This window comes from Denitromonas ohlonensis (assembly GCF_007625205.1).
Lineage (GTDB): Bacteria > Pseudomonadota > Gammaproteobacteria > Burkholderiales > Rhodocyclaceae > Nitrogeniibacter > Nitrogeniibacter ohlonensis.
The window spans coordinates 57,902-82,224 of sequence record NZ_VMNI01000015.1 but is presented as its reverse complement, the minus strand read 5'-3'; the positions used below and the strand labels follow the sequence as shown (position 1 = coordinate 82,224).

The window sequence follows — 24,323 nt, the reverse complement described above, 5'->3', positions numbered from 1 at the left end:
AGCTGCCGACAATGGCAAGTAGACGACGCCGCATGGATGGGCGCTGCAATGCGCCGCCGGGTATCACGGCGGTCGCACATCGGATGGAGTGGCATGCACGACGTAGAAACAATGCTGCGACGGAATGGCTTTGATCGCGCTCAGCGTGGGCGGGACCACGCACGCCGCCAACCGAGCCGGTGGACCCGGCGGCTGGCCGCCATGGTGTTGGCGGCATGGCTGTTGCCGGCCAGTGCGCAGTCGATTCGTGTGGTGACCGAGGAGTACCCGCCCTACAACTTCACCAAGGACGGTGTGGTGAGCGGCGTGAGCACCGTCGTGGTGCGTGCCGTGCTCGCCGAGGCGGGGCTGGATGCCCAGATTCAGCTGATGCCCTGGGCGCGCGCCTACGAGTTGGCGCTGCACACCGAGAATGTGCTGATCTACTCGATCGCCCGCTCGCCGGCGCGCGAAGACCTCTTCAAATGGGTGGCTCAGGTGGCGCCGTCGGCGTGGTTTCTGTATTCCTATCGTGGCCGTGAAGTCCCTCTGAAAACACTTGAGGATGCCAAGCGCTATCGGATTGCGACGGTATATCAGGATGTCGGTGAGCAGTTTTTGCTGGGGAATGGCTTCGACCGTGAGCACAGCATCCAGTCGAGCAATCGGTATGCCTACAACTACGAGAAACTCAAGCAGGGGCGGGTGGATCTGTGGATTGTTAACGGCGTGGTCGCTGACCATCTGGTGCGCGAGGCGGGCGATGACCCGGACACGCAGCTCAAGGCCGAATTGAAGCTCGATGAGATTGCCAGCAACGGTCTGTATATGGCCTTCAGCCTCGCGACGCCGGACGCTGTCGTCGAGCGCTGTCGCCAGGCATTCGAGCGTTTGCGCCGCGCCGGCCGTTTGCCGGGCCAGAAATCGGGCGGCTCGTGAATACTGGCGTCACGCCACCGCGTTCGGGGGCGCCCGGGGCGCGCAGCCGAATCGGCGTGCGCCTGCTGCTGGTCACGGTGATGGCCGGGCTGGTGTTCTCCGTGCTCAGCACCGTGGTGCGCGGCGCGCTGGCGTACATGGATGAGCGCGATGCGCTCGTCGATGAGCTGGCCCAGGTCGAGGACATCATTCAGCCCGCCTTGGCCAAGGCCATCTGGGAGCTCGATCGTGCCAGCGTCAAGGTGCATCTGGACAGCGCCGCCCGGCTCCCGGCGCTCGGCCAGATTGTGGTGACGATCGTGATGGCCGACGCCGAGCCCGAGGTTCACGCCCGGAGGCGCCCGGGCTGGTCACCCGATGCCTCATTGCCGGTGCTGCGGCGGTCGCTGGTGTACTCGCCCTATGCCGACTCGCGGGAAGTGGTGGGTGAATTGACCGTCTTTGCCAACGGCGGGGAACTCAAGCGACGCCTGTACCGCGAGCTTCGCATCATCTTTGCCACCCAGCTGATCCAGTCGCTGCTGCTGGCGGGTTTCGTGATGTGGATGTTCAACCGCTCGGTGACCCGCCATGTGCGCGATGTGGCGGCACACCTCGACGCCTTGTCGCCCGAGACGCTGTCGCGCAAGCTCGTTCTGCGCGACAAGATGAATCAGAACGACGAGCTCGATCAGCTCGCCGGCGGCGTCAACGAATTGCAGCACCGTCTGGGTGGGCACCTGGCGCAGCAGGCGCAGTACGAGGGTGAGCTGTCGCGCCACCGTGACAACCTGGCCGAGCTGGTGGGCGAGCGCACGCGCGAGCTTGAAGCGGCCAATCTCAAGCTCGATCAGCTGTCGCGCAGCGACGCCCTCACCGGCGTGTCGAACCGGCGGCATTTCGATGAATGCAAGGAAGTGGAGTACCGTCGTGCGCAGCGCACCCACCAGCCGCTGTCGCTGGTGATCTGCGACATCGACTACTTCAAACACTTCAACGATACCTATGGCCATATGGCCGGCGATGACTGCCTGCGCCGTGTGGCGGGGGCGCTGGCCGAGTGCTGCCGCCGGGCCGGCGATGTGGTGGCGCGGGTGGGGGGCGAGGAGTTCGTGATCCTGTTGCCGGGGCAGGATATGGCCGAGGCGCAGCAGTGCGCAGAGCGCTTGCGCGCGGCGGTGCAGGCGCTGGGTATTGCCCACACGGCCTCCGAGGTCGCGCCCAGCGTCACGATCAGCGTCGGCGTCGCCGGGCTGGATCTGCCCAAAATGGAAAGTGTCGACGCGTTCTATCACTGCGCAGACCAGGCGCTGTATCGCGCCAAGGCGGGTGGCCGTAACCGGGTGGTGTGCTGGGAAGGAGAGGCTTGATGCGAATCGTGTTGGCGCTGATCGTGTGGTTGGCCGTGAGCGCGGCTCAGGCACAAGCAATACAGGTGGTGACCGAGGACACGGCCTATACCTATCTTGAAAATGGGCGCGTCGTCGGGCCGGCGACACACCATGTCCGCGCGGCGTTGGCACGGAGCGGGTTCACCGATGTGCGGGTCGACCTCTATCCCTGGGCGCGCGCCTACGCGATGGCCTCAAGCCAGCCCAATGTCCTGATCTACCTGATTGCCCGTACGCCCGAGCGGGAGGACCGCTTCAAGTGGGCGGGCGAGCTGATGCGCATCAAATACCATCTGTACAAACTCGCCGCGCGTGAGGACATCGTGGTCGACAGTCTCGACGCCGCGCGGCCCTACCGCGTCGGGGTGATGCGCTCGGATGTGCGCCAGCACTATCTCCAGCGAAACGGCTTCGCGCATCTGGTGGAGTCGTCGGGCAATGAAGAAAACTTCCAGAAGCTGCTGGCCGGGCGGGTGGATCTGGTGCCCCTGCCGCGCGGCGATGTGGCTCGGCTGTGCGCCAGGTTCCAGGTCGATTGCAGCACCGTGACGCCGGTGTTCTCGCTCGACGCGCTGACGGTCGACTTGTACATGGCCTTCAGTCTCACCACTGATGATGCGGTCGTTGAGCGGCTTCGTCTGGGCTACGCGGCGCTCAAGGCCGAGGGGCGTCTGGTCGCGATCGACTAGCACCGCCTTGCGCCGAGGGCGGCCGCTGGCGGCGCGGCGGATACGGCAGGACTCATCTCGCAGGCAACGGTACCGATTTCCCGCGTCGTCGGTGGGGCCGGGTTCGGCCGTCTACGGTGCGTGGCGTGATCCTGGTGCGCCCCTGTCGGTGACTGAAAGCTGATCGAAAGCGCATCGGCCTATCGTTCGCTGCACGTGCCGGAATGCAGATTCCGCACTGCAACCAACACAGAACGGAGGAGACCCGACATGATCAAGAAAGCCCTGCTTGCCCTGGCCGCCACGGTCGCGATGAGCGCGACCCAGGCCGCACCGGACAAAACCGAATGCATTGCCCCGGCCAAGCCCGGTGGCGGATTCGACCTGACCTGCAAATTGGCCCAAGGCGGCCTGCAAGGCGGAAATTTCATCGACTCACCGATGCGTGTGACCTACATGCCGGGCGGCATTGGTGCGGTGGCCTACAACACCGTGATCGCTCAGCGCCCCGACGAGGCCGGCACGATTGTGGCGTTTTCGGGCGGCTCGCTGCTGAACCTGGCCATCGGGAAGTTCGGCCGCTATGGCGTGAATGACGTGAAGTGGCTGGGCACGGCGGGCGCCGACTATGGCGCGATCATCGTTCGCGCCGACTCGCCGTTTCAGAGCCTGAAGGATTTGATGGCGGCGCTCAAAGCCGATCCGACATCGGTGGTGTTTGGCGCGGGTGGCTCGGTTGGCAGCCAGGACTGGATGAAGTCGGCCTTGGTCGCCAAGGCAGCCGGAGTGGATTTCAAGTCCATGCGCTATGTCGCCTTCGAAGGCGGTGGCGAGGCCATGACGGCGCTGCAGGGCGGTCACGTCAAGGTTTACTCGGGCGACGCATCGGAAGTCGCGGCCCATCTCAAGGGCGGCCGGGTACGGGTGCTGGGCATTTTGTCGGCTGACCGCTTGCCGGGTGAGTTGAGCGCGATCCCGACCGCCAAGGAGCAAGGCTATGACGTCCAGTGGCCGATCATCCGCGGTTTCTACGTCGGCCCGAAAGTCGCTGATGCTGACTACGCCTGGTGGGTGGCGACCTTTGACAAGATGCTGGTCTCGCCGGAGTTCGCCAAGCTGCGCGAAGCCCAGGGACTGTTTCCCTTCGACATGACCGGCGCCAAGCTGGACGCCTATGTGAAGGAGCGGGTCAAGCATTACGCCGAACTCGCCAAAGAGTTCGGGATGGTTGCTCAGTAAGTCTGCCTGACCTGATTTGTCGCGATCGCGACCGCCACCGCAAGACGGTGTCGGTCGCCTAGCCACGCCAACGTGCGACTGGAGAACCCCATGAGCGAGCGTATTTTCGGCGCTTTCCTGCTGCTGCTGTCGGTGGGAGGCATCTTTGTTGGATGGGACCTGAAGGCCCCGATTTCTTATGAGCCGGTCGGGCCGCGTGCTTTCCCGCTCCTGGTGTTTTCCTTGCTGGGCGTCTGTGCGCTGGGGCTGATTCTCACCCGGCGCGAGGCCACCGAGTGGGCACCATCGCCGGTGTTGCTGCGTGTTGGCGCGATGTTCCTGACGGTGCTGGCCTACGCCTTGCTGTTCGATAAGCTCGGCTTCGTGATCTCGACCGCCTTGATGAGTGTGCCCCTGGCCCGCTTCTTTGGCGGCACCTGGCGGCAGGCGATGTTGGCGGGCACCGGGCTCGGCGTGCTGCTCTTTCTGTTCTTTGATCGACTGCTCGACGTCGTCCTGCCGGTCGGTTACTGGCTCAAGCCATTGTTGGGGTAAGCCATGGAAATCCTCTCTCATCTTCTTGACGGCTTTGCCGTCGCCGGTACGCCGACCAATCTGTTGATCTGCCTGATCGGCGCTTTTCTGGGCACCATCATCGGCATGCTGCCGGGTCTGGGCCCGATCAACGGTGTGGCCATTCTTTTGCCCATCGCCTACGCGATGCGCCTGCCACCCGAGTCGGCGCTGATCTTGCTCGCCGCGGTTTATTCCGGGTGCGAGTTTGGCGGACGGATCTCCGCCATCCTGATCAACGTGCCGGGCGACGCGGGCGCGGTGATGACCACGCTCGACGGGTATCCGATGGCCAAGAACGGACTGGCCGGACCGGCCCTGTCGATTTCGGCGGTGGCGTCGTTTACCGGAGCCATCGTGGCCACTGTGGGTATCGTGGCGTTTGCGCCCTTGTTGGCCAACTGGGCGTTGGCCTTTGGCCCGGCGGAGTACTTCGCGCTGATGGTGCTGGCCTTGTCATGTCTGGGCGGGCTGGTGGGCGACTCCCTGCTCAAAGCCATGGTCGGCGTGCTGATCGGGCTGATGATCGCCTGCGTCGGCATCGATGCGAACAGCGGCGTCTATCGTTTCACCTTCGATCTGCTTCACCTGTCCGATGGCATTCCCTTCATCGTGGTGGTGATCGGCTTGTTCGCAGTGAGCGAGCTGATGCTGATGCTGCAAAGCCATCACGGCAGCACCACACCGGTCGAAGTGACCGGGCGCACGATGTTCAACATGCAGGAGTTCATGCTGGCGAAATGGACCATCCTGCGCTCGTCGGTGGTCGGCTTCTTTGTCGGCGTGTTGCCCGGCGCCGGCGCGTCGATTGCATCGGCGATGACCTACTCCATGGAGCGCCGCATGGCCGGCAAGGATCACTGCTTCGGCGAGGGCGATGTGCGTGGTGTGGCGGCACCCGAGGCGGCGAACAACGCGTCGGCTTACGGCTCGCTGATTCCGATGCTGACGCTGGGTGTGCCGGGGTCGGGCACCACCGCGGTGATGATTGGCGCGCTGACGCTCTACAACATCACGCCGGGGCCCACCTTGTTCCAGGACCAGCCCGGCATTGTGTGGGGCTTGATTGCCTCGCTGGCGATCTGCAGCGTGATGCTGGTGTTGATGAACATTCCGCTGGTCAAGCTCTTCGTCAAGTTCCTGCAGATCCCGAACTGGGTGCTGGTGCCGGGCGTCGCGGCGGTGTCCATGGTGGGGGTGTATGCCGTGCATGGCACGACCTTCGACCTCATCGTCGGCACCTTGCTGGGCGGCTTCGGCTACCTGCTGCGTGTCATGAACTTCCCGATGGCACCGTTCATTTTGGGCTTTGTACTGGGCGACATGATGGAGCAGAACCTGCGTCGGGCCTTGTCGATCAGCAACGGCGAACTCAACATCTTGTTCTCCAGCCCGATCTCGATCGGCCTGTGGGTCGCGGCGATTGCCATGTTGGTGGGGCCGCGGCTGGCCAAGGCCATCGAGATGCGGCGTCAGCGCCCGGCCGTGATCTAAGCGGCGTCGGCGTGGCGCACCCGCAAGGGGCGCTGCGCCGTGTGCCGGGTTTTCTGCGTCAGACGCGTCACGCGGCAGGGGGCGCACTCGGGGACATCTCGGGTGCGCCCCCTGTTTTTATCTGCCTGAGACGCCGGCGTGCGCCGGCCGTGCGAATCAGCGCGGCGCGCCCGGGCGATGTTGCGGAAACTCGACCAGAATCGTCAGGCCGCCAGCGGCCGATGTCTGGTCAAGCGTGATCTGTCCGCCGTGGGACGAGACGATCTCCTGGACGATGGCGAGCCCCAGCCCGCTGCCGGGCGCCGTGCCTTGCCCGAGGATCCGGTAGAAGCGCTGAAAGACCTTGTCGCGCTCGGCGGGGGAGATGCCGGGCCCCTCGTCGCAGACCGACAGCGCCACGACGCCGTTCAGGCAGCCGGTGGCGACAACAACCTGTGTTTCGGGCGGGCTGTAGCGGATGGCATTGTCGAGCAGGTTGGAGATCAGCTCGCGCAGCATTTGCCCATTGCCTCGCACCATGGCTTCGCCATCGCCTTCGAAGGCCAGCTCGATGCGTTTTTGAAGCGCCAGGGGGGCTTGTTCGAGGCAAACCTCTTTGGCCAGCTGATGCATGTCCACCGCGGTGCGATCCCGCGGTGACTGTTCCAGGGATTCGGCATGCGACAGCGCCAGCAGTTGGTCCGCCATGCGGCGGGTGCTGTGGATCGTGCCAAGCAGACTCTTGAACGTATGCTGGATTTCCGAGGCCTCGCTCTGACGCTGGCCGTATTCGATCTGTGTGCTGAGCACCGCCAAGGGGGTCCGGATCTGATGCGCGGCATCGGCAAGCAGGCGGCGTCGCGCGGCCATCATGGTCGACAGCCGGTCGGTGTGGTGGTTGATGGCGTCAATCAACGGCCGGACTTCGGAGGGCACATCGGTGTGGGCGATCGGCGTCAGGTCGGCTTCATCGCGCTGGCGAATGGTGTCGCGCAGCTTGAGCAAGGGCTTGAATGCCGTGGTGAGCGCAAAGGCGAGGATGACGGTGCCGAAGATCACCAGCAGGACCTGACGCTGCAGACTGTCGGCGAACAGCACGCGTGCCAGCGCCAGACGGGATTCGGTGGTCTCGGCGAAAATGATGGTGGCCGCATCGCCGCCGGTCAGCGCGGGATCGTAGAGCCGCTTTTTCATGGCACCGATGCGGACATTTTCATTCTGGAACTGGCCGTCGACGATCCGGGGCGGGCCATCGGGGATCAGCCCGCCGGGAGGCTTCAATGCTTCGTAGCCGGTGATCAGCGCACCGTCCGGGCCGATCACGGCATAGAAAATGCGCTCCTGGACGCCACCTTCAAACGCGTCGAAGGCAGAATAGGGCACATCAACGGCGATGTTGCCTTCGAGCGAGTGAACACGCTCGGCAATCGATTTGATCGATGCCGTGAGTGAACGGTCATACGCGCGATTGACCGCGTCCAGTGCCCCGAGATAGGACAGTGCCGCGTTGATCAGCAGCAGCAACAACAGGGAGGGGAGCAGCCAGATGGCCACCCGGCGGCGCAAACTGACAGAATGCTTCACGCGCACCGGGCCTCAGGGTTCATCAACGGGGTGGATCAGATAGCCGAGCCCGCGCATGGTGACCACCGCGGCGCCCGAGCCTTCGAGCTTCTTGCGCAGGCGATGGACATAGATTTCGATGGCTTCCGGCCGTGCGTCATCGTCGAAGTTGAACACTTTCTCGAAGAGTGTTTCCCGGGTGACCGGGCGCCCCTGACGGGTGATCAGCGCTTCGAACACCGCCAGTTCTCGTGGCGTCAGGCCCAGGGGGACGCCGGCGATGCTGACCAGACGAGAGTTCGTGTCGAAGCTGAGCCTGCCAATGTGCACCGTGGGCGCCAGGTTGCCGGAACGGCGCAACAGCGCTTTGATGCGCGCTTCAAGCTCGGCCAGATCGAAGGGCTTGGGCAGGTAGTCGTCGGCGCCGAGATTGAGCCCGCGCACCTTGTCTTCGGTGCTGCCGCGCGCGGTCAACACCAGTACCGGCGTTTGCGCCGTGTTCTCGCGGCTGCGCATCCGCTTGAGCACCTCCAGCCCGTCCAGGCCGGGCAGGGACAGGTCGAGAATCACGGCGTCGTAGGGTTGGGTGAGCAGCGCGTGGTCGGCATGATCACCCCGGTTCATGACGTCAAGCGCGTAGCCTGCCTGAGTCAGCGCCTTCGACACCCATTCGGCCAGTTCGACATGGTCTTCAACGAGGAGCAGGCGCATGAGTTTGAAAGTCATTCGAAAGCTTGATGACCGATCATACTGACTCAAAAAAGCCCTTGCGCAAAGCCTTGGGCGGGAAGGAGAGGCACTCCGTGTTTCGACGCCAACATTCGTTCCGCGTAATCATCGTGCTGGTCTGGGCGCTGCTTTTTGGCCTGCCTTTGGCGCTGGCCCAGACCGCCCCCGATCAGCGCTACTCCGCCGCGCGCAAAGAAGGCGTGGTGGTGATCTACGCGGCGACGGATGAAAGCCTGGCACGCGAACTGATACAGGACTTCATGCAGCTGTATCCGGGCGTGCGGGTCGAATACCACGACATGAGCTCGGGCGTTCTGTACACCCGCTTTGTGGCGGAGACGGACCGGGGGGGTGTGGCCGACGTGGTCTGGAGCTCAGCCATGGATTTGCAGGTCAAGCTGGTGAACGACGGCCACGCCCAGGCGCATCGCTCGCCCGAGACGGCGGCGCTGCCCGATTGGGCCGTGTGGAAGGATGAGGCTTTCGGCACCAGTTTCGAGCCCGTTGTCTTCGTCTACAACCGCCGGTTGCTGTCAGAGGACGAGGTGCCGAGCAGCCATGCCGAATTGTTGCGCTTGCTGGCGCGCGCGCCGGAGCCATTCCGGGGGCGTCTGACCACCTACGACCCGGCACGCTCAGGGGTCGGGTACTTGCTTCACAGTCAGGATGTGCTCGCCAATCCGGTGGTGTTCTGGCGTCTTGCCGAGGGCTTTGGCCGCATTGGCGTCCAGACCATGCCGGCCACCTCGGACATGCTCGACCATGTTGCCTCGGGGAAGGCCCTGATCGGTTACAACATGCTCGGCTCCTACGCCATGATCCGGGCCGCCAGCGACCCGAACCTGGGCGTGGTGTTGCCGCGGGACTACACCCTGGTGATGAGCCGGGTGGCCTTCATCGCGCGCCAGGCGCGCCACCCCAATGCCGCGCGGCTGTGGCTCGACTATCTGCTCTCGCCCCGCGGGCAAGGGCTGCTGTCGAAGAATCCGGGCTTCTATTCGGTGCGTACCGATGTGCCCGCCGATGAGGCGGCCGAGGAGTTGCGTCAACGGCTGGGCGGCGCGTTCAGGCCGATTGCCATTGGCGCCGGTTTGTTGACCTATCTGGACCAGCTCAAGCGCCGGGACTTCCTGCGCCAATGGAATGATTCCGTCGCGCCGCTGCCCTGAGCGCGGTCGCCGCGACAGGCTGTTGGCTTCATGTCATTCAAGAATAGCTGCACGACCTTCGGCCTGATGGCATCGACCCTGGCGCTGGCGGGCCTCGCAGGCCTTGCCGCGTCGGCGGCGCACAGCCCCTTGCCCTGGATGCTCGGCCCGCTGTTTGGTGTCGCGGCGCTGCGCACGCTCGGCCTGCCCTTGCTGCCGCCGCCCGGTGGGCGTCAGGCCGGCCAGTGGGCGATTGGCGCCAGTCTGGGCCTGTACTTTACCGCGCAGGTACTCGATCTGTTGCGCGCCAATGTTCTGTTGGTGAGCGTGCTTGCCCTCTCGGCCTTGTTGATCGGCTTGCTGTGCGCCTTGTTGACCCTGCGTCTGGCGGCCAGCGATCGCCCCACCGCGTTCTTTGCATCACTGCCCGGGGGCGCGTCGGAAATGGCGGTGATCGCCGAGCGCTTCGGCGGCGCGGTCGACCGGATTGCGGCGGCGCATGCGCTACGGGTCATGCTGGTGGTGGCCCTGGTGCCGTTCGGGCTGAGCTGGTTTGGCGCGCATGGTAGCGATGTCTACCTGCCGTTGGCGACGACGGTTGAGCCGGCCCGGCTGCCGTGGCTGCTGGCGTCGAGTCTGTGCGGCGTTGGGGCGTTGACCGCCCTGCGTGTCGGCAACGCCTGGGTGCTCGGCCCCTTGCTCGGGGTGGGCCTGGCGACGGCGTTTGGCGTTGAGCTGTCGGCGCTGCCGGTGTGGGCGGTCAATGGCGGGCAGTTGCTGATTGGTTGCGCGCTGGGCTGCCGTTTTTCACCTGAATTTTTTCATGCCGCGCCGCGCTTTCTGGCGGCCGCGGCCATGTCGGCATTGCTTGCCGTCGGCCTTGGCTGCGGCCTGGCGGTCATGGTCTCTGCCGCGTCCGGCGTGCCGCTGGCCACGCTGGTGTTGGCCGCCGCGCCGGGCGGTGTAGCCGAAATGTGTATCACGGCCAAGGTCTTGCAGCTCGGTGTGCCACTGGTGACGGTGTGTCATGTATTGCGGGTGATTGTGCTGACCGTGGGCGCGCCGGGGCTGTATCGACTGTTCCTGCGCATGACGCGTTGAGCCCTGCTTCGAGGCGCATTGTCCGTGGTGCCGCATGCGCGTGAACGCAAAGCGGCCGCACCCGTGATTGCGGTGCGGCCGGAGCTTTTTCGCCGCGAGGCGCGGCTTCTGCGAGTTGCTTAAGCGACAAACCTCACTTGCGATTGCGGCGTGCGGGTGTCCATGTTGCGGCCGCGATTGAGGTGGTCATCGATCTCGCCGGCACAGCCAATCATGCGTCCGTAGAGGAAGGCGGTGAACGCCGCCGTCTCCAGTTGTGCCGTGGACAGGCGGCCCTCGCGCAGCGGCTGCCACATCATTTTCAGCAAGAGCGTGGCGATCAGCGCATCGACGTTGACGCAGAACACGTTGCGGGTGACGCCCCGATCGAACAGCGCCTGGGCGAGTTGGCGGTAGTAGTCATGGAAGATGTTGTATTCGCCGCGCGCAGCGAACAGCTCGCGGACGAATTTCTCGCGCGGGTCGACGTTGACCGCCTTGCCCTTGAACACCGGATGGTTGAGGCAGGGCAGGTTGCGACTGCCGGTGCCGGTCTCCTTGCCGGCGGATCGTTCGGCGGCGTAGTCGTCAATGAAGGCGTTGATCATCGCCGCGAGATCCAGTCCGTGGTCCGGATTGCCCGGGTCGGTCAGGTCCTGCCCGGCGAATCGCTCCAGCAAAAAGGCGACGCCTTCGAAGCCGTTGCCGCCATGGGCGAAGCCGGTGTGGGTCAGAAAGCCGACGACGGCCTTGTTGAGTTGCACGCGTGACGGGGTCTCCGGGCCATCGGCCGACACGGCGCCTTTCGCGCCTTGTACCGAAATCGCCCCCGGCCCGTTGGTGAGCAGCAGCCCCGTCAGTGTCTGGAAGGCAAACAGGTCATTGCCGCCGAGCGGTCGTCCGGTCAGGGCCAGGGCGGCCACCTCGGTGATTGAGCGCGCGCCCAGGCGCTCGGACTGCGCGATGCCGCAGACACTGTCTGCCGTGTGTTGCGTGGCATCGACGGAGGCGCCCAGCAGGGTGCCGATCAGGCGCATCCACCAGGGGAGGGTTTCAACGCTCAGTCGGGAAACACGCTTGCGCCGGAGCGGGCCCCAGCCCAGCGTGGTGGTCAGCGCGGCGAGCACGGCGTCGGCGCTCGGATGGCCCGCCTGAGCGATCAACCAGGTGAGCGGCACCGAACGGATGCCGCGCGCTTGCGCCGCCTCGATCATCGCGCCGGCGAGCGGGTCGGGTTCGTTAACGAGCAGCAGCGCGCGGGCGGCGGGGGTGAGCGCAATGCTGGTGCAGTCGAATGTCTGGTCGCAGGCATCGTCCAGCCCGGCCGCCGAAAACAGATCGATCAGCAGCGCGGCCACTTGCTGTGCCGGTTCGGCGGTGCGCGGTCCGACAATGCTCGCCGCCGCGGCGAGGACCGAGTTGGGGGCGTTGCCGGCCTCACGTGCGGCCTGCGCAGCGGCGAGCATGGCGGTGCCGTGCAGCCCGGTCAATGCCAGCACCGACAGGTTGATCAGCGCGTGGTCGTTCGGGCCGCCGGCGTCGCGCAAGAGGGCGAGGGCCAGATTCGCTTCGAGCGGCTTTTGTGCGGCATCCAGCATGGAGACGCCGTGCAGGCTGGAGACCTGGGTGCGGGGGTCCATCTGGGAAGCGCCCGAGGCGTCTTTCAGGTTCTGCCGCGCAAACACCGTTCCGACCGACCGGGCCAGCTCGGCGATGTGTGCGTTGTGGGGCGTCGCGGCTTCAACCACCGGCAGATCCAGCGAGGCCGGCAACTGGATGCCCTGGTTGGACCCGAACCACGGCTTGAGCTCCATCGTCCCTTCCGGCGCGAAGTCGGGCAGCGTGGCGTTGGCACGCATCACCGCGGTGAGCGCGGCGGGAATATGGGCAATATTGGTGACGACCGCGCCTTTGGCGGAGAACACCGGATTGTCGGGCGTGTAGAGGGCGTCGACGCCGAACTTCTCCATGAACCAGCGCTCTTTGCTGAGCGCGTCGTCGTGGCCGCCGGCCATCGCGCCGGCATGCCCTACCGCGCGGGTCAGCTTGGCTTTCCAGCGACCGACGACGCAGGCCACCACGGGTTTGGTGAAGTCGGCGTCGCGCTCGTAATAGCCGCCGGGCTCGCAGTACAGCACGGCCGCCTTGCTGCGCGCGTCGTTGGCCAGGGCAAAGGCGAACTCCGGCGCAGCATAGTGGATATAGATGTCTTTGCCGCTGGAGACCAGCGTGGTGGTGCCCCAGCCCGCCATGCGCAGGTACTGGGCGATGGTGGTGGTGAAACCGCCCGAGTTGGAGAGGATGGCGATCGAGCCGCGCTTGAGCGTGTCGCCCGGGCTGTCGCCGCCCAGTGCGCCACCGATGCGGACCTGGTTCCAGGCGTCGGCCACGCCCAGGCAGTTGGCGCCGAAGATGTCGATGCCCGCTTGCTGGCCCATGGCGCGGATTTCACGCGCATCGTGGACCGCGATCTTCTCGGTGATGATGAAGATCTTCTTCAGCTCCGGATTCACCCGGATCAGCTCGGCAACGCCGTCGCGCGCGGCCGTGGGCGGCAGATACACCACGCCGCAGTTGAAACGGTGGCCGGCTTCAAGGCCTTCGCGCACACTGTTGAATACCGGAATGGGCCCGCACGGGGTGTCCAGGGTTTGCCCCCGGCGTCCCGGCGAGGTGCCAAAAACCACATTGCCGCCCGACCAGGCATGGCCGACCGGCGTGACCTCGGACGACTCGCCGCCCAGGATGTTCAGTACGCACACCTTGTCTTGCGTGGTGGCGATCTGGGACAGGGAACTGATCCCCACGTAGTACTGGAAGTCACCTACACCTTGCTGATGCATGTTGCTCTCCTGGAGTCTGTGTTGTTGTCGCGGCACGCGTGCCAAGCCACGTCCGGCGGGGAGGCTCAAGCGGCCTCGGATTGGGTGCGGATGCCCAGCCTGGCGGCGATCTCTTCGCGGCCGCCGGCCTTCATCCATTCATTGACTTCGCGGGCGTAGTCGACGACCTCGCTCATCGCCGTGTCGTAACCAAAGAAGCGGTAGGGCAGGCCCAGGGCTTCGCAGGTATCGCGGAAGGCGGCCATGCCTCGCACCAGATTCGGGCCGCCGCGGCCAATGACCACGAACAGCGGGGTGGGGCCATGCTTGCTGATGTGTTCGCGCAAGGCGTCCGACATGGCGCGGAAGGTTTCGAAGATGTCGGTGTTGTTGGACTTGCCGCCGATGATGAACAGCACATTGGATTGCGCGAGCCAGTGGCGGAAGCAGATCGACGCGACCGACTTCATCTTTTCGTAGGGCGGGTTGCCGCCGAAGTCGGAGGAAATGATGGCGTCGTCGCCCAGCATCTCGGTGACCAATGAGTTAGCACCGCCGCCAAAGGTTGGGGCGAGGATGGTGCCTTTGTCGTTGATGACATAGACGTCGCTCTGGCCCTGGTGGGTGCGCAGCTGGTTGATCTCCTGTTCGAAATCCGAGTAGTCGGCGGCAAACAGGTGCGCTGGCAGATTGAGCCGGTGCCAGCGGGTGTCGTCGCGGTCAAAGCCGCACTTGAAGTCGCAGGCAACGGGGGTGAGGCGGCCGCGTCGATCAGGGCGCATGCGGATCGGGTTGAGCTCGAGCACGGTCATGCCGAAGTTGTGATACAGCTCCCACAGTTTCGGGAGCTGTTGCACCAGCGGCGAGATGATCTCGCTCGGGGCGCCGATGTCGGCCAGCGCATTGGCCACCACGAAGGCCTTCATGCCGGTCAGCGCATCGAAGGGCACGCGGGCGATCAGCTTGGGGTCGAGCTCTTCAATATCCACACCGCCGCAGTGCGTGATGGTCAGTGTCGGGGCGCGAAACTCGGTCGACACCGACAGCGAAAAATAGATCTCATGCTCGGCGGGGACGGCGCCTTCAAAGGTGACGCCATTCGCCTTGGCAGACTGGTTGCCGTGGTGGTGCTCGACAAAGTAGAGGCGCTCCTTCTCGGTCAGTGCCGTTTTGAGATCCTTGGCCCGACCGAGCAGACCGGCCTTGCCCTTCTTGCCGACGCCGCCTTTGAAAACGGGTTTGACGAACACCGATCCGTGGCGCTCGATCATGGCCTTGATGGCCTCTTCGCTGGCGTCCGGCCCGAGGACTTCGGCACTCGGAAACCCAACGAACTCAAGCAGTTTGCTACCGTGAAGCATGCCGGTGATCTGCATGACTTTCTCCTGGATGTTGCTGGAATAGGTGACGAAGAATGGTCGCCTGCTGTGGGCGACGAATTCATCCGAGGTACGGCGTTTCATGTCGGCCGCGTGAAAAATGGACCCCGACTGTTCTCCTGCTCCCCCAGTCGGGGTCCGACGACGATTGACGTGCGAACGACCGCCGTCGCGAAGCGAGAGATCAGAAGCGGTGACGGATACCGGCCATCACCACGCTCGGGTCATCGCCAGCGGCCGGGGTCGTGCTCCAGGCGTAGTTGGCGTTGCCCTTGTTGCTGATGTGCGAAAACGCGGTGTACAGCGTGGTGCGCTTCGACAGGCTGTGCATGTAATACAGCGACCAGCCGCTCGCATCTTCTGCGCCGGCTTCATTGCTTTCGTCGCGCGCGCCATAGCTGATGGCCAGCGTGCCGGCGGCACTGACCGGAATTTCTGCGCCGAGCGCGTAGCTGTGTGCCTTGCCCGTGCCCTGACTGCCGCTTTCACGATCCTGGCTGTAAAGCAGATAGGCTTTGGCGACGGTGAAGTCGTAAGCGCCGGCAATGCCGTGGGTGCTCGCCTGGCCGCCGGTGCTGTTGGTGTAATAGGTCTGTGTCGTGACCGCGGCGGCAAAGGGGCCGTTCTTGTACAGGCCGGTGACGCCGTAGCCGCGGCCTTGCTTGCGGGTGTCTTCATCCGGGCCTGTGTTCTCGGCGCCGGTCCAGTAGCCGACTTCGGCCGAGAAGCCGCCAAAGCTCGGTGAGCGGTACTTGATCATGTTGTCGAAGCGGGTTTCATAACCGCGCGCGACCGATCCGGTTTTGCGATGGAGCAGGCCGGCCGTGCGGTCCGCGCCGCCGGTGGCTTCAAACGGGTCCAGTGCATCAAAGGCGGGCGAATACTGACGGCCCAGCATCACCTTGCCCCAGCGACCCTCAAGGCCGACGAACGATTGGCGACCGAACTGACGTCCGCCCTGACCGGTGGCGCCGGTATCGGGGTCGAAGCCGGTTTCGAGCACAAACAGCGCCTTCAGCCCGTTGCCCAGATCTTCGGTGCCCTTGAAGCCAATCCGGCTGCCGTTGAGTTCGCTGCTGGCCACGCCGGTGTATTTCTGGTTGCCGGCTTTCTCGTAGCTGAGGTTCAGGTCGATCAGACCGTAGATGGTGACGTTGGCTTCGGCGTGTACGAGGCCCGGCAGCCCCAGGGCGGTGGTGGCCAGGATGGCCGCGATTTTATTGAGTTTCATTGACTCCTCCTTGTGTGGTCGCTTGTCTGTGCCGCGAAACTGTCGTCCGGCGGTCAGCGCATTTCACGACAAGGGGCTTTCAGTCCGCTTTCGCTCCCAGCAGCAGGCGAAGGCGTCGGCTATGGTGTCTGTATCAAGGCCGGCGGCGCCGGCGCGGGAGGAGAGCCATGTTCGTGGTGGTCTATTGGTGGCGGGTCACGCCGGGTAAAGAGGCCCAGTTTCGTGAGGCCTGGCGGCGGGGCACGCAGCAGATCGTCGAGATCTACGGCGGCCTGGGGTCGCGCCTGCATCAGGAGCGCGACGGCCGCTTCGTGGCCATGGCCGAGTGGCCGGACGAGGCGACCTGGCAGCGCGCCTTCGATGCGCGCATGGTCTATCCCGACAAGGCGGTGCGGGCGGCGTTTGTTGACGCCATTGCCGAGGTGCCGCCCGATAACAAGCCGGCCTTCACCATGACGGTGACCGATGACTTGCTGGTGCGCACCGGCGCCCTGCCAGGAGCGCCACCCGGTGCCGCGTAAAGCCATGTATCAGGGGCTAAAGCTTTGCCGCGCGCTGCCGTAGTCCGGCTCATGAAGAAAAAGCGACGCAAGCTCCTGCCCCTCGGCATCAAGAAGCGGACCACCACCGAACTGCCGGCGCTGATCGCCCTTGAGGCGATCGGTCAGCCGTGGTTTTGCGAGGCGCATCTGACCGATCTGATGGCGCTGTCGATGGTCTGTCAGGTGGCGAGCGAGGCGGGTTCGGACGTGAATACGGCCGCGCTGGCGCTGCTCGACCTGCTCGGCAAGGAGCCGCTCGATGGCGCCGCCATCGAACCGCTGGTGGTGCTGACCAATGACTGGATGCAGCGTCAGCCCAACGGGCGCATACAGGATGCGATTGACCGGCTGCTGATCGTCAGCAAGACGCCCGAGCTTGCACCAACCGACGAGGCGCCGTAAGGCCTAGAAGACGAGGCTCTCGCCAATCGCCGGCACCTCGCAGCGGATCTGTTGTTCCTTCCATAGCTTGTGCGACAGGGCGTCCAGCGCGCGGGGTTCGCCGTGCACCAGCACCACGCGGGGCGGCCCGTCAAAATGCCCCAGCCAGTCGGCCAGTTGTGACTGATCGGCGTGTGCCGAGAAGCCGCCGAGCGTCTCGATGCGCGCCTTGACCACATAGTCTTCACCAAACATCGAGATGTGTTTGGCGCCGTCGACCAGGATGCGGCCGAGCGTGTTGCGTGCCTGAAAACCGATGAACACCAGCGCGTTGCGGGCGTTCCAGATGCGGTGCTTGAAATGGTGGCGAATCCGGCCGCCGGTGCACATACCGCTGCCGGCGATGATGATGGCGCCCGCCTTGATGCGGTTGATCGCCATCGATTCGTCGGTGCTGACCGCACAGTTGAGGTTGGGCAGGAAGTCTTCGATTGAACTGTGATGGCTGCGCTCGATATGTTTGACATCGTCCCGGTCGAGCAGGTGGAACCAGCGGTCGTACAGGCGGGTGGCCTTGATCGCCATCGGGCTGTCGAGAAAGATCTGCCAGCGACTGAGCTCGCCGCGCTGATGCAGGCGGCCCAGATGAAAGAGGATTTCCTGCGTGCGGCCGACCGCAAATGAGGGGATCATCACGTTGCCGCCGCGTTCCCAGGTGGCCTGCAGGATCTCCCCCAACTCGGCGAGCGTGTTGTCGATGCTGCGATGGTTGCGGTCACCGTAGGTGGCTTCCATCATTACCAGGTCCGCCCGCGTCAGCACGGCCGGATCGTTCATCAGCACCGCGTCGCTCTTGCCCAGATCGCCCGAAAACACCAGCGTTTTGCGCCGGGCTTTTTCGGTCAGCGTGAGCTCGACAATGGCCGAGCCCAGGATGTGGCCGGCGTCATGGAAGCACACCGTGGCCGCCGGCCCGAGCGACCATGTCTCGCCGTAGGCATGCGGCTGGCACTGCTTGAGCGCCTTGTGCACATCGGCGCGGCTGTAATCGGCCTTGCGCAAGGGCTTGCCGCGGCGACGGTTGCGCACATTGGCGCGCTCCAGGTCGCGCAGGTACAGGCCGGCGGCGTCTTCGAGCATCAACTCGAGCAGATCGACCGTGGCCTCGGTGCAGTGGATGAGGCCGTTAAAACCGCGATTGACCAGCAGCGGCAGGCGGCCGGAGTGGTCGAGATGGGCATGGGACAGCACCACCGCGTCGATCGCTTTCGGATCGAAGGGGAGCGTTTCTTCATGCAGACGCTCGACCGCATCTCCGCCCTGGTGCAGGCCGCAGTCAAGCAGCACGCGGCCGAGGGCCGGCGATTCGAGCAGGTGGCAGGAGCCGGTGACTTCCTGCGCGGCGCCGTGGAAGGTGAGCGTGGCCATGGTGTCCTCCGAATCGATGAGTGCCGCTGCGCGGTCTCTGCGATCAGCCTACCATGCGCGGCTGCGTGTCTCGACACCGCCAGCCAAACCCCGTAAAATCCAATGCTTGCTGAGGAGCGCTGCGACCCGTGGGGTGTTTCCGGGGCCAGGCTCAGCAACGAATAACGGCGCTCGCAAACCTTTAGCCGGTTTGCCGCGCCGTTTTTCTTTGGGTGGTCCCGGCTATGATTGAAACAGCACGCCCGAGGACCGACCCATGCAAGCCGACCGTACGACCGAACTCCAGACCCTGCTGGCCCAGCGCATCCTGATTCTGGATGGCGCCATGGGCACCATGGTTCAGCAATACAAACTGGGCGAGGCCGATTATCGGGGCGAGCGCTTCGCCGAGCATCCGCGCGACCTCAAAGGCAATAACGACCTGCTGGTGCTGACCCGGCCGGATGTGATCGCCGCCATCCATCGCGAGTACCTCGACGCCGGCGCCGACATCATCGAGACCAGCACCTTCAACGCCAACGAGGTGTCGCAGGCTGAGTACGGGCTGGCCGAGCTGGCCTACGAGATCAACGTGACCGGCGCGCGTCTGGTGCGTGAGTTGTGCGATGAATACACCGCCAAGAACCCGGCCAAGCCGCGCTACTGTGCCGGCGTGCTCGGCCCGACCTCGCGCACCCTGTCGATCTCGCCGGATGTGAACGACCCGGGCTTTCGCAACATCAGCTTCGACGCGCTGGTGGCCGACTACAGCCAGGCCGCGCGCGGCCTGATCGAAGGCGGCGCTGACCTGCTGCTGATCGAGACCATCTTCGACACGCTCAACGCCAAGGCGGCGGTGTTTGCGGTGGAGCAGGTGTTTGCCGAGCTCGGCCAGCGTCTGCCAATCATGATTTCCGGCACCATCACCGACGCCTCGGGCCGCACCCTGTCGGGTCAGACCGCTGAGGCCTTCTGGAACTCGCTGTCGCACGCCAAGCCGCTCAGCTTCGGTCTCAACTGTGCGCTGGGTGCCGCCGAACTGCGCCAGTATGTGGATGAGCTGTCCACGGTCTGCGACTGCTTCGTGTCGGCCCACCCTAACGCCGGCCTGCCCAATCCGCTGTCGCCCACCGGCTACGACGAAACCCCCGAGGCGCTGGCCGGCGCGGTGGCCGAATGGGCGCAGTCAGGCCTGGTGAACATCATCGGCGGCTGCTGCGGCACCACACCGGCGCACATCGCCGCGATCGCCCAGGCGGTTGAAGCCACCGCGCCGCGCGCTGTGCCGACGCTGGAGAAGAAGCTGCGCCTGTCGGGCCTGGAGCCCTTCAACGTCGGCGCCGACGCGCTGTTCGTGAACGTCGGCGAGCGCACCAACGTGACCGGCTCGAAAGCCTTCGCGCGCATGATTCTCGAAGGCCGTTTCGACGATGCGCTGGCCGTCGCCCGCCAGCAGGTCGAGAACGGCGCGCAGGTGATCGACATCAACATGGACGAGGCGATGCTCGATTCGCTCGCCGCCATGGAAAAATTCCTCAAGCTGATCGCCTCCGAGCCGGACATCTCCAAGGTGCCGATCATGCTCGACTCCTCCAAATGGAGCGTCATCGAGGCCGGCCTCAAGTGCATCCAGGGCAAGGGCGTGGTGAACTCGATCTCGATGAAGGAAGGCGAGGAAGAGTTTCTGCGTCAGGCGCGGCTGTGCCGGCAGTACGGCGCGGCGGTGATCGTCATGGCCTTCGACGAAACCGGCCAGGCCGACACCTACGCGCGCAAGACGCAGATCTGCAAGCGCGCCTACGAGCTGTTGCTAGGCATCGGTTTTCCGCCCGAAGACATCATCTTCGACCCCAACATCTTCGCCATCGCCACCGGCATTGCCGAGCACGACAACTACGCGGTCGATTTCATCGAGGCGGTGCACTGGATCCACGCCAATCTGCCGTATGCGAAAACCTCGGGTGGCGTGTCGAACGTGAGTTTCAGCTTCCGCGGCAATGACGCGGTGCGTGAGGCGATCCACACCGTGTTCCTGTTCCATGCCATCAAGGCCGGCATGAGCATGGGCATCGTCAACGCCGGCATGCTCGGCGTGTACGACGATCTCGACCCGGTGCTGCGCGAGAAGGCCGAAGATGTGGTGCTCAATCGCCACCCCGGCGCCGGCGAGGCGCTGGTGGACTTCGCGGTGACGGTCAAGGAAGGCAAGGCGAAGAACACCGGCCCGGATCTGAGCTGGCGCGAGCGCTCGGTCGAAGAGCGGCTCAAGCATGCGCTGGTCAAGGGCATCACCGACTTCGTGGTGGCCGATACCGAAGAGGTGCGCGCCACCCTGGCCGCCGCCGGCAAGCCGCCGCTGGCGGTCATCGAAGGCCCGCTGATGGCCGGCATGGACGTGGTCGGCGATCTGTTCGGCGCGGGCAAGATGTTCCTGCCGCAGGTGGTCAAATCGGCGCGGGTGATGAAGCAGGCGGTCGCCCATCTGCTGCCCTTCATCGAGGCCGAAAAGTTGCGCACCGGCTCGGCCAGCAAGGGCAAGATCATCATGGCCACGGTCAAAGGCGATGTGCACGACATCGGCAAGAATATCGTCGGCGTGGTGCTCGGCTGCAATGGTTACGAGGTGGTCGATCTCGGTGTGATGGTGTCGACCGAAAAGATTCTGCATGCGGCCAAGGAGCATGGCGCCCAGGCCATCGGCCTGTCCGGGCTGATCACCCCCTCGCTGGAGGAGATGAGCCATGTGGCCGGCGAAATGCAGCGTCAGGGCTTTGATGTGCCGCTGCTCATCGGCGGCGCCACCACCAGCCGTGCCCACACCGCGATCAAGATCGCGCCGCATTACAAACAGCCCGTGGTCTACGTGCCCGACGCCTCGCGCGCGGTCGGCGTGGTCACCGCGCTGCTGTCCGAAGGCGGCGCCGAAGACTTCAAGACTCAGCTGGCGGCTGACTACGACAAGATCCGCGCCCAGCACGCCAACAAGAAAGGCGTCACGTTGGTGAGCCTGGAAGCGGCGCGGGCCAACGCCTTCCGCACCGATTGGGCGGCCGAGCCGGTGGCCGCCTGCAGCAATTCGCATCAGGCGGGCTATCAGCCCTACACCCCGCCCGAGCCCAACACCACGGGCGTGATGGCGATCGATGTGGATCTGGACGACCTGCGCGACTACATCGACTGGGGCCCGTTCTTCCAGACCTGGGATCTGGCCGGCAAGTTTCCGCAGATTCTCGACGACGAAGTCGTCGGCGAGACCGCGCGCAACGTGTTTGCCGATGCCAAGGAAATGCTCGAGATGATCATCGCCCAGGAGTGGGTGCAGGCCAAAGCGGTGTTCGGCCTGTTCCCGGCGGCCCGTGTGGGTGACGACATCGAGTTCTATACCGACGAGTCGCGCGCCACGCCGATGATGAGCTGGTATGGCCTGCGTCAGCAGCACGAGCGCCCCAGCGGCAAGCCGCACTGGTGTCTGGCCGACTTCATCGCGCCGAAAGACTCGGGCGTCAAGGACTGGTGTGGCGCCTTTGCGGTGACCGCCGGCCTCGGTATCGAGCTCAAGCTGGCCGAGTTCGAGGCCAACCATGACGACTACCGCGCGATCATGCTCAAGTCCCTGGCCGACCGCCTCGCCGAAGCCACCGCCGAGTGGCTGCACGAGCGGGTGCGCAAAGAGTACTGGGGCTATGCCGCCGACGAGACGCTGGCCAACGATGCGCTGATCAAGGAGCAATACCGCGGCATCCGCCCGGCACCGGGCTACCCGGCCTGCCCGGATCACACCGTCAAGGCCGCGCTGTTCGAGCTGCTCGATGCGCCGGTCAACGCCGGCATGGGCATCACCGAATCCATGGCCATGACACCGGCCGCTTCGGTCAGCGGCTTCTACTTCTCGCACCCCGAGAGCCACTACTTTGCGGTCAGCAAGATCGGCGAAGACCAGCTGACCGACTGGGCGCGGCGCACGGGGCTGAGCGTGGATACGGCCCGCCGCTGGCTGGCGCCGCTGTTGTAACGCACCGGACGCGCTGATTGCCCTCGGCCGCCTCGCCAGCGAGCGCTGCGATGTCAGCGTCGTCACCCGCGCGCCGGGGGCGGCACCGCCGCATACCCACGCCGAGACCTTGCATGTGCTGGTCACCGAAGGCTGCCTGTGGCTGACCATGGACGGGGCCGAACGCGCCGTCCGCCCCGGCGAATGGTGCTGCGTGCCGGCCGGCACCGAGCACACCGAGCGCTACGCCAAGCCTACGTCGGCGGTGGTGTTCTGGCTGCGGGACGCGGCCTGAGGCGAGCCCGCGCTTGACCTGAGCGACGACGCCGCCATACTGGAAGGCGTGCGACGCCGGGTTATGGCGTCGGCATTTCTCCGGTTGCCGAGGTCAAGATCATGAATTTTTCCCGCCGCGTCGCCCTGCCACTGGCGCTGATTGCGCTGTGCTACGCCCCGCTCACCTTCGCCGCCGGCACTGCAGTGCGGGGGCCGTCGACTGCGGCAGCCGACGCGTCCGAGGTTCAAACGCAGACGACCGGCCTCATTGATCTCAATCCGTCGCGCACGCCGCTCAGCACCGTGCACGGCTACGATTCGGTCACCAGCATCAGTGTCGACACCGACAAGGGCATCATCAAGGGCTATGCCGAGTTCGACCTGCCGACCGATTCGACCCTGCCCCTGAACGCGACAGTCGGTTCCGTGGTGCAGGGGTCGCTGCATTCGCCCCTCACCTTCATGGGCGGCACCGGCCCACAGACCGTTACGGCCGAATTGCGTTTCGATGGCAGCTTCGACGCGTTGCGCGGGCTGCCCACCTTCAGCCTGACCGGCAATATCACCGCGACGAGTTTCACCGCGATTCCCTTTACCCAGTCGCTCTATCAATCGCAATTGACGTTCCTGATGAGCGCCGTGACACCGACGTATGTGCCACAGGTGATCACCTTGGGCCATGAAAGCCAGACCGCGGGCGGGGTCACCACCGATACCCCGTTCTATGCCGGGGCAACGCAAGTGGCGGTGGATGCATCGGCCACCTCGCTCGACGCCATCGTGCGTCTCAGCTTCGATGTGATGCCCGGCCAGACTTACAACATCAACAGCTTCGTCAATGGCCTCGTCACCGCCGAGCCGGGCAGCAACCAGACCGCCACCCATGGCGACCTGCTGTCCTCCGCCGGCGTGCTCGACTTCTCGCATACCGCGCAGCTCGCCCTGTATGTACCGCAGGGCGTGACGGTGGTGGGCGACCCCTTGGTCAGTCAGATCGTCGTCACCGCCGTGCCCGAGCCGCAGGCCGCCGGCATGCTGCTGGCCGGGCTGGTGCTGGTCGCGGGTATCGCAGGTCGTCGGAGGGTGCGCGGGTGAGCGGCGCGGGGCGCGATTTTCCGGCCGATGCGCGCGCGGCACTCGAGGCCGGGCAGTTGATTGAAGCGATCAAGATCGTGCGGCAGACGCATGGTCTGGATCTGGCCGAGGCCAAGGACTGGGTCGAGCGCGAACGGGACGCGGCGGTGGCAGTAGCATCGCCCACCGGCCGCGCCGACCGCCACGATCTACCCGGCGCCGCCGAGGCGGCGCTGGCGGGTGGGCGCATGATCGATGCGATCAAGATCGTACGCGCCGAGCGCGGGCTGGGCCTGAAAGAAGCCAAGGAACTGGTGGATCGGCATATCGCGCATAGCGACACGCCGTTTGGCCATGCGGAGCCCGGCAAGCTGCCCGGCGTGCTGGCCTGGATTGTGCTGCTGGTGGTGCTCGTCGCCGGCGGGGCGTGGGTCGTCGTCGGCGGTTGAGTTTGTGGCGATTCAGCCGGCCTGCGCGGGC

The 24,323-nt window shown here is 65.1% G+C and carries 20 protein-coding genes and 1 riboswitch; of the genes, 14 read left to right on the top strand and 6 right to left on the bottom strand.

What is annotated here, in order from left to right; genetic code table 11:
* Window positions 1-93: 93 nt before the first annotated feature.
* The 6 genes from FHP89_RS15205 (at window position 94) to FHP89_RS15180 (ending at window position 6,241) form a co-directional block, all read left to right on the top strand.
* Window positions 94-918, top strand: a complete 825-nt coding sequence (locus FHP89_RS15205; protein ID WP_186300207.1) for a substrate-binding periplasmic protein — start codon at window positions 94-96, stop codon at window positions 916-918.
* A complete protein-coding gene (locus tag FHP89_RS15200) occupies window positions 915-2,267 on the top strand; it encodes a GGDEF domain-containing protein (protein WP_144174367.1) in 1,353 nt (450 codons plus the stop codon). Before FHP89_RS15205 ends, FHP89_RS15200 begins: the two co-directional genes overlap by 4 nt.
* Window positions 2,267-2,977 (top strand): substrate-binding periplasmic protein, encoded by a 711-nt coding sequence (locus FHP89_RS15195; protein ID WP_144174365.1) that lies wholly within the window; start codon window positions 2,267-2,269, stop codon window positions 2,975-2,977. Before FHP89_RS15200 ends, FHP89_RS15195 begins: the two co-directional genes overlap by 1 nt.
* 249 nt (window positions 2,978-3,226) lie before the next feature.
* Window positions 3,227-4,195 (top strand): Bug family tripartite tricarboxylate transporter substrate binding protein, encoded by a 969-nt coding sequence (locus FHP89_RS15190; protein WP_144174363.1) that lies wholly within the window; start codon window positions 3,227-3,229, stop codon window positions 4,193-4,195.
* Window positions 4,196-4,285: 90 nt separating this feature from the next.
* Window positions 4,286-4,729, top strand: coding sequence for a tripartite tricarboxylate transporter TctB family protein (locus FHP89_RS15185; RefSeq protein ID WP_144174361.1), 444 nt, complete (start codon window positions 4,286-4,288; stop codon window positions 4,727-4,729).
* A gap of 3 nt (window positions 4,730-4,732) precedes the next feature.
* Window positions 4,733-6,241: a tripartite tricarboxylate transporter permease gene (locus FHP89_RS15180; protein WP_144174359.1), complete on the top strand. Its 1,509-nt coding sequence runs from the start codon at window positions 4,733-4,735 to the stop codon at window positions 6,239-6,241.
* A 156-nt stretch (window positions 6,242-6,397) separates the two neighbouring features.
* Here the strand turns inward: FHP89_RS15180 and FHP89_RS15175 are convergent, their stop codons facing one another.
* Window positions 6,398-7,804, bottom strand: a complete 1,407-nt coding sequence (locus FHP89_RS15175) for a sensor histidine kinase (RefSeq protein ID WP_144174357.1) — start codon at window positions 7,802-7,804, stop codon at window positions 6,398-6,400.
* A 12-nt stretch (window positions 7,805-7,816) separates the two neighbouring features.
* Window positions 7,817-8,509, bottom strand: a complete 693-nt coding sequence (locus tag FHP89_RS15170; RefSeq protein ID WP_449240220.1) for a response regulator — start codon at window positions 8,507-8,509, stop codon at window positions 7,817-7,819.
* Between the two features lie 77 nt (window positions 8,510-8,586).
* Between FHP89_RS15170 and FHP89_RS15165 the strand changes: the two genes are divergently transcribed.
* Together FHP89_RS15165 and FHP89_RS15160 are read left to right on the top strand one after the other, a co-directional pair.
* Window positions 8,587-9,681, top strand: coding sequence for an ABC transporter substrate-binding protein (locus FHP89_RS15165; protein ID WP_260851634.1), 1,095 nt, complete (start codon window positions 8,587-8,589; stop codon window positions 9,679-9,681).
* Window positions 9,682-9,711: 30 nt separating this feature from the next.
* Window positions 9,712-10,761, top strand: a complete 1,050-nt coding sequence (locus tag FHP89_RS15160) for an AbrB family transcriptional regulator (protein WP_144174353.1) — start codon at window positions 9,712-9,714, stop codon at window positions 10,759-10,761.
* Between the two features lie 119 nt (window positions 10,762-10,880).
* On the opposite strand, the gene FHP89_RS15155 is transcribed toward FHP89_RS15160, so the two are convergent.
* The 3 genes from FHP89_RS15155 to FHP89_RS15145 all read right to left on the bottom strand — a co-directional run bounded on the left by FHP89_RS15155 (window position 10,881) and on the right by FHP89_RS15145 (window position 16,172).
* On the bottom strand, window positions 10,881-13,583 hold the full coding sequence (locus FHP89_RS15155) for a CoA-binding protein (protein WP_144174351.1): 2,703 nt from the start codon (window positions 13,581-13,583) through the stop codon (window positions 10,881-10,883).
* 65 nt (window positions 13,584-13,648) lie between these two features.
* Window positions 13,649-15,025 carry an ATP citrate lyase citrate-binding domain-containing protein gene (locus tag FHP89_RS15150; protein ID WP_260851633.1) on the bottom strand — a complete coding sequence of 459 codons (1,377 nt, stop codon included), beginning with the start codon at window positions 15,023-15,025 and terminating at the stop codon, window positions 13,649-13,651.
* A 100-nt stretch (window positions 15,026-15,125) separates the two neighbouring features.
* Window positions 15,126-16,172: a porin gene (locus FHP89_RS15145; RefSeq protein ID WP_144174349.1), complete on the bottom strand. Its 1,047-nt coding sequence runs from the start codon at window positions 16,170-16,172 to the stop codon at window positions 15,126-15,128.
* A 167-nt stretch (window positions 16,173-16,339) separates the two neighbouring features.
* On the opposite strand from FHP89_RS15145, the gene FHP89_RS15140 reads away from it, so the two are divergent.
* A complete protein-coding gene (locus FHP89_RS15140) occupies window positions 16,340-16,693 on the top strand; it encodes an antibiotic biosynthesis monooxygenase family protein (RefSeq protein ID WP_144174347.1) in 354 nt (117 codons plus the stop codon).
* A 51-nt stretch (window positions 16,694-16,744) separates the two neighbouring features.
* Window positions 16,745-17,116 carry a hypothetical protein gene (locus FHP89_RS15135; RefSeq protein ID WP_144174345.1) on the top strand — a complete coding sequence of 124 codons (372 nt, stop codon included), beginning with the start codon at window positions 16,745-16,747 and terminating at the stop codon, window positions 17,114-17,116.
* Between the two features lie 3 nt (window positions 17,117-17,119).
* Here FHP89_RS15135 and FHP89_RS15130 read toward each other — a convergent pair whose 3' ends face one another.
* On the bottom strand, window positions 17,120-18,523 hold the full coding sequence (locus tag FHP89_RS15130; protein WP_144174343.1) for an MBL fold metallo-hydrolase RNA specificity domain-containing protein: 1,404 nt from the start codon (window positions 18,521-18,523) through the stop codon (window positions 17,120-17,122).
* A gap of 105 nt (window positions 18,524-18,628) precedes the next feature.
* Window positions 18,629-18,703, top strand: a riboswitch (S-adenosyl-L-homocysteine riboswitch).
* A gap of 76 nt (window positions 18,704-18,779) precedes the next feature.
* On the opposite strand from FHP89_RS15130, the gene metH reads away from it, so the two are divergent.
* From metH to FHP89_RS20990, 4 genes are all read left to right on the top strand, one after another.
* Window positions 18,780-22,514: a methionine synthase gene (gene metH / locus FHP89_RS15125; protein WP_144174341.1), complete on the top strand. Its 3,735-nt coding sequence runs from the start codon at window positions 18,780-18,782 to the stop codon at window positions 22,512-22,514.
* Window positions 22,480-22,788, top strand: coding sequence for a cupin domain-containing protein (locus FHP89_RS15120; protein ID WP_144174339.1), 309 nt, complete (start codon window positions 22,480-22,482; stop codon window positions 22,786-22,788). Before metH ends, FHP89_RS15120 begins: the two co-directional genes overlap by 35 nt.
* Before the next feature lie 101 nt (window positions 22,789-22,889).
* Window positions 22,890-23,864 carry a PEP-CTERM sorting domain-containing protein gene (locus FHP89_RS15115; RefSeq protein ID WP_144174337.1) on the top strand — a complete coding sequence of 325 codons (975 nt, stop codon included), beginning with the start codon at window positions 22,890-22,892 and terminating at the stop codon, window positions 23,862-23,864.
* Entirely contained in the window at window positions 23,861-24,292 is a 432-nt protein-coding gene (locus FHP89_RS20990; protein ID WP_186300206.1) for a ribosomal protein L7/L12, read from the top strand. The genes FHP89_RS15115 and FHP89_RS20990 overlap by 4 nt, the downstream gene beginning before the upstream one ends.
* Window positions 24,293-24,323: the final 31 nt, after the last annotated feature.

Coding starts and splice junctions, on each gene's coding strand:
- FHP89_RS15205 (WP_186300207.1), top strand. CDS start 94: ATGCACGACGTAGAAACAATGCTGCGACGGAATGGCTTTGATCGCGCT.
- FHP89_RS15195 (WP_144174365.1), top strand. CDS start 2,267: ATGCGAATCGTGTTGGCGCTGATCGTGTGGTTGGCCGTGAGCGCGGCT.
- FHP89_RS15190 (WP_144174363.1), top strand. CDS start 3,227: ATGATCAAGAAAGCCCTGCTTGCCCTGGCCGCCACGGTCGCGATGAGC.
- FHP89_RS15185 (WP_144174361.1), top strand. CDS start 4,286: ATGAGCGAGCGTATTTTCGGCGCTTTCCTGCTGCTGCTGTCGGTGGGA.
- FHP89_RS15180 (WP_144174359.1), top strand. CDS start 4,733: ATGGAAATCCTCTCTCATCTTCTTGACGGCTTTGCCGTCGCCGGTACG.
- FHP89_RS15170 (WP_449240220.1), bottom strand. CDS start 8,509: ATGACTTTCAAACTCATGCGCCTGCTCCTCGTTGAAGACCATGTCGAA.
- FHP89_RS15160 (WP_144174353.1), top strand. CDS start 9,712: ATGTCATTCAAGAATAGCTGCACGACCTTCGGCCTGATGGCATCGACC.
- FHP89_RS15155 (WP_144174351.1), bottom strand. CDS start 13,583: ATGCATCAGCAAGGTGTAGGTGACTTCCAGTACTACGTGGGGATCAGT.
- FHP89_RS15150 (WP_260851633.1), bottom strand. CDS start 15,025: ATGAAACGCCGTACCTCGGATGAATTCGTCGCCCACAGCAGGCGACCA.
- FHP89_RS15145 (WP_144174349.1), bottom strand. CDS start 16,172: ATGAAACTCAATAAAATCGCGGCCATCCTGGCCACCACCGCCCTGGGG.
- FHP89_RS15140 (WP_144174347.1), top strand. CDS start 16,340: ATGTTCGTGGTGGTCTATTGGTGGCGGGTCACGCCGGGTAAAGAGGCC.
- FHP89_RS15135 (WP_144174345.1), top strand. CDS start 16,745: ATGAAGAAAAAGCGACGCAAGCTCCTGCCCCTCGGCATCAAGAAGCGG.
- FHP89_RS15130 (WP_144174343.1), bottom strand. CDS start 18,523: ATGGCCACGCTCACCTTCCACGGCGCCGCGCAGGAAGTCACCGGCTCC.
- metH (WP_144174341.1), top strand. CDS start 18,780: ATGCAAGCCGACCGTACGACCGAACTCCAGACCCTGCTGGCCCAGCGC.
- FHP89_RS15115 (WP_144174337.1), top strand. CDS start 22,890: ATGAATTTTTCCCGCCGCGTCGCCCTGCCACTGGCGCTGATTGCGCTG.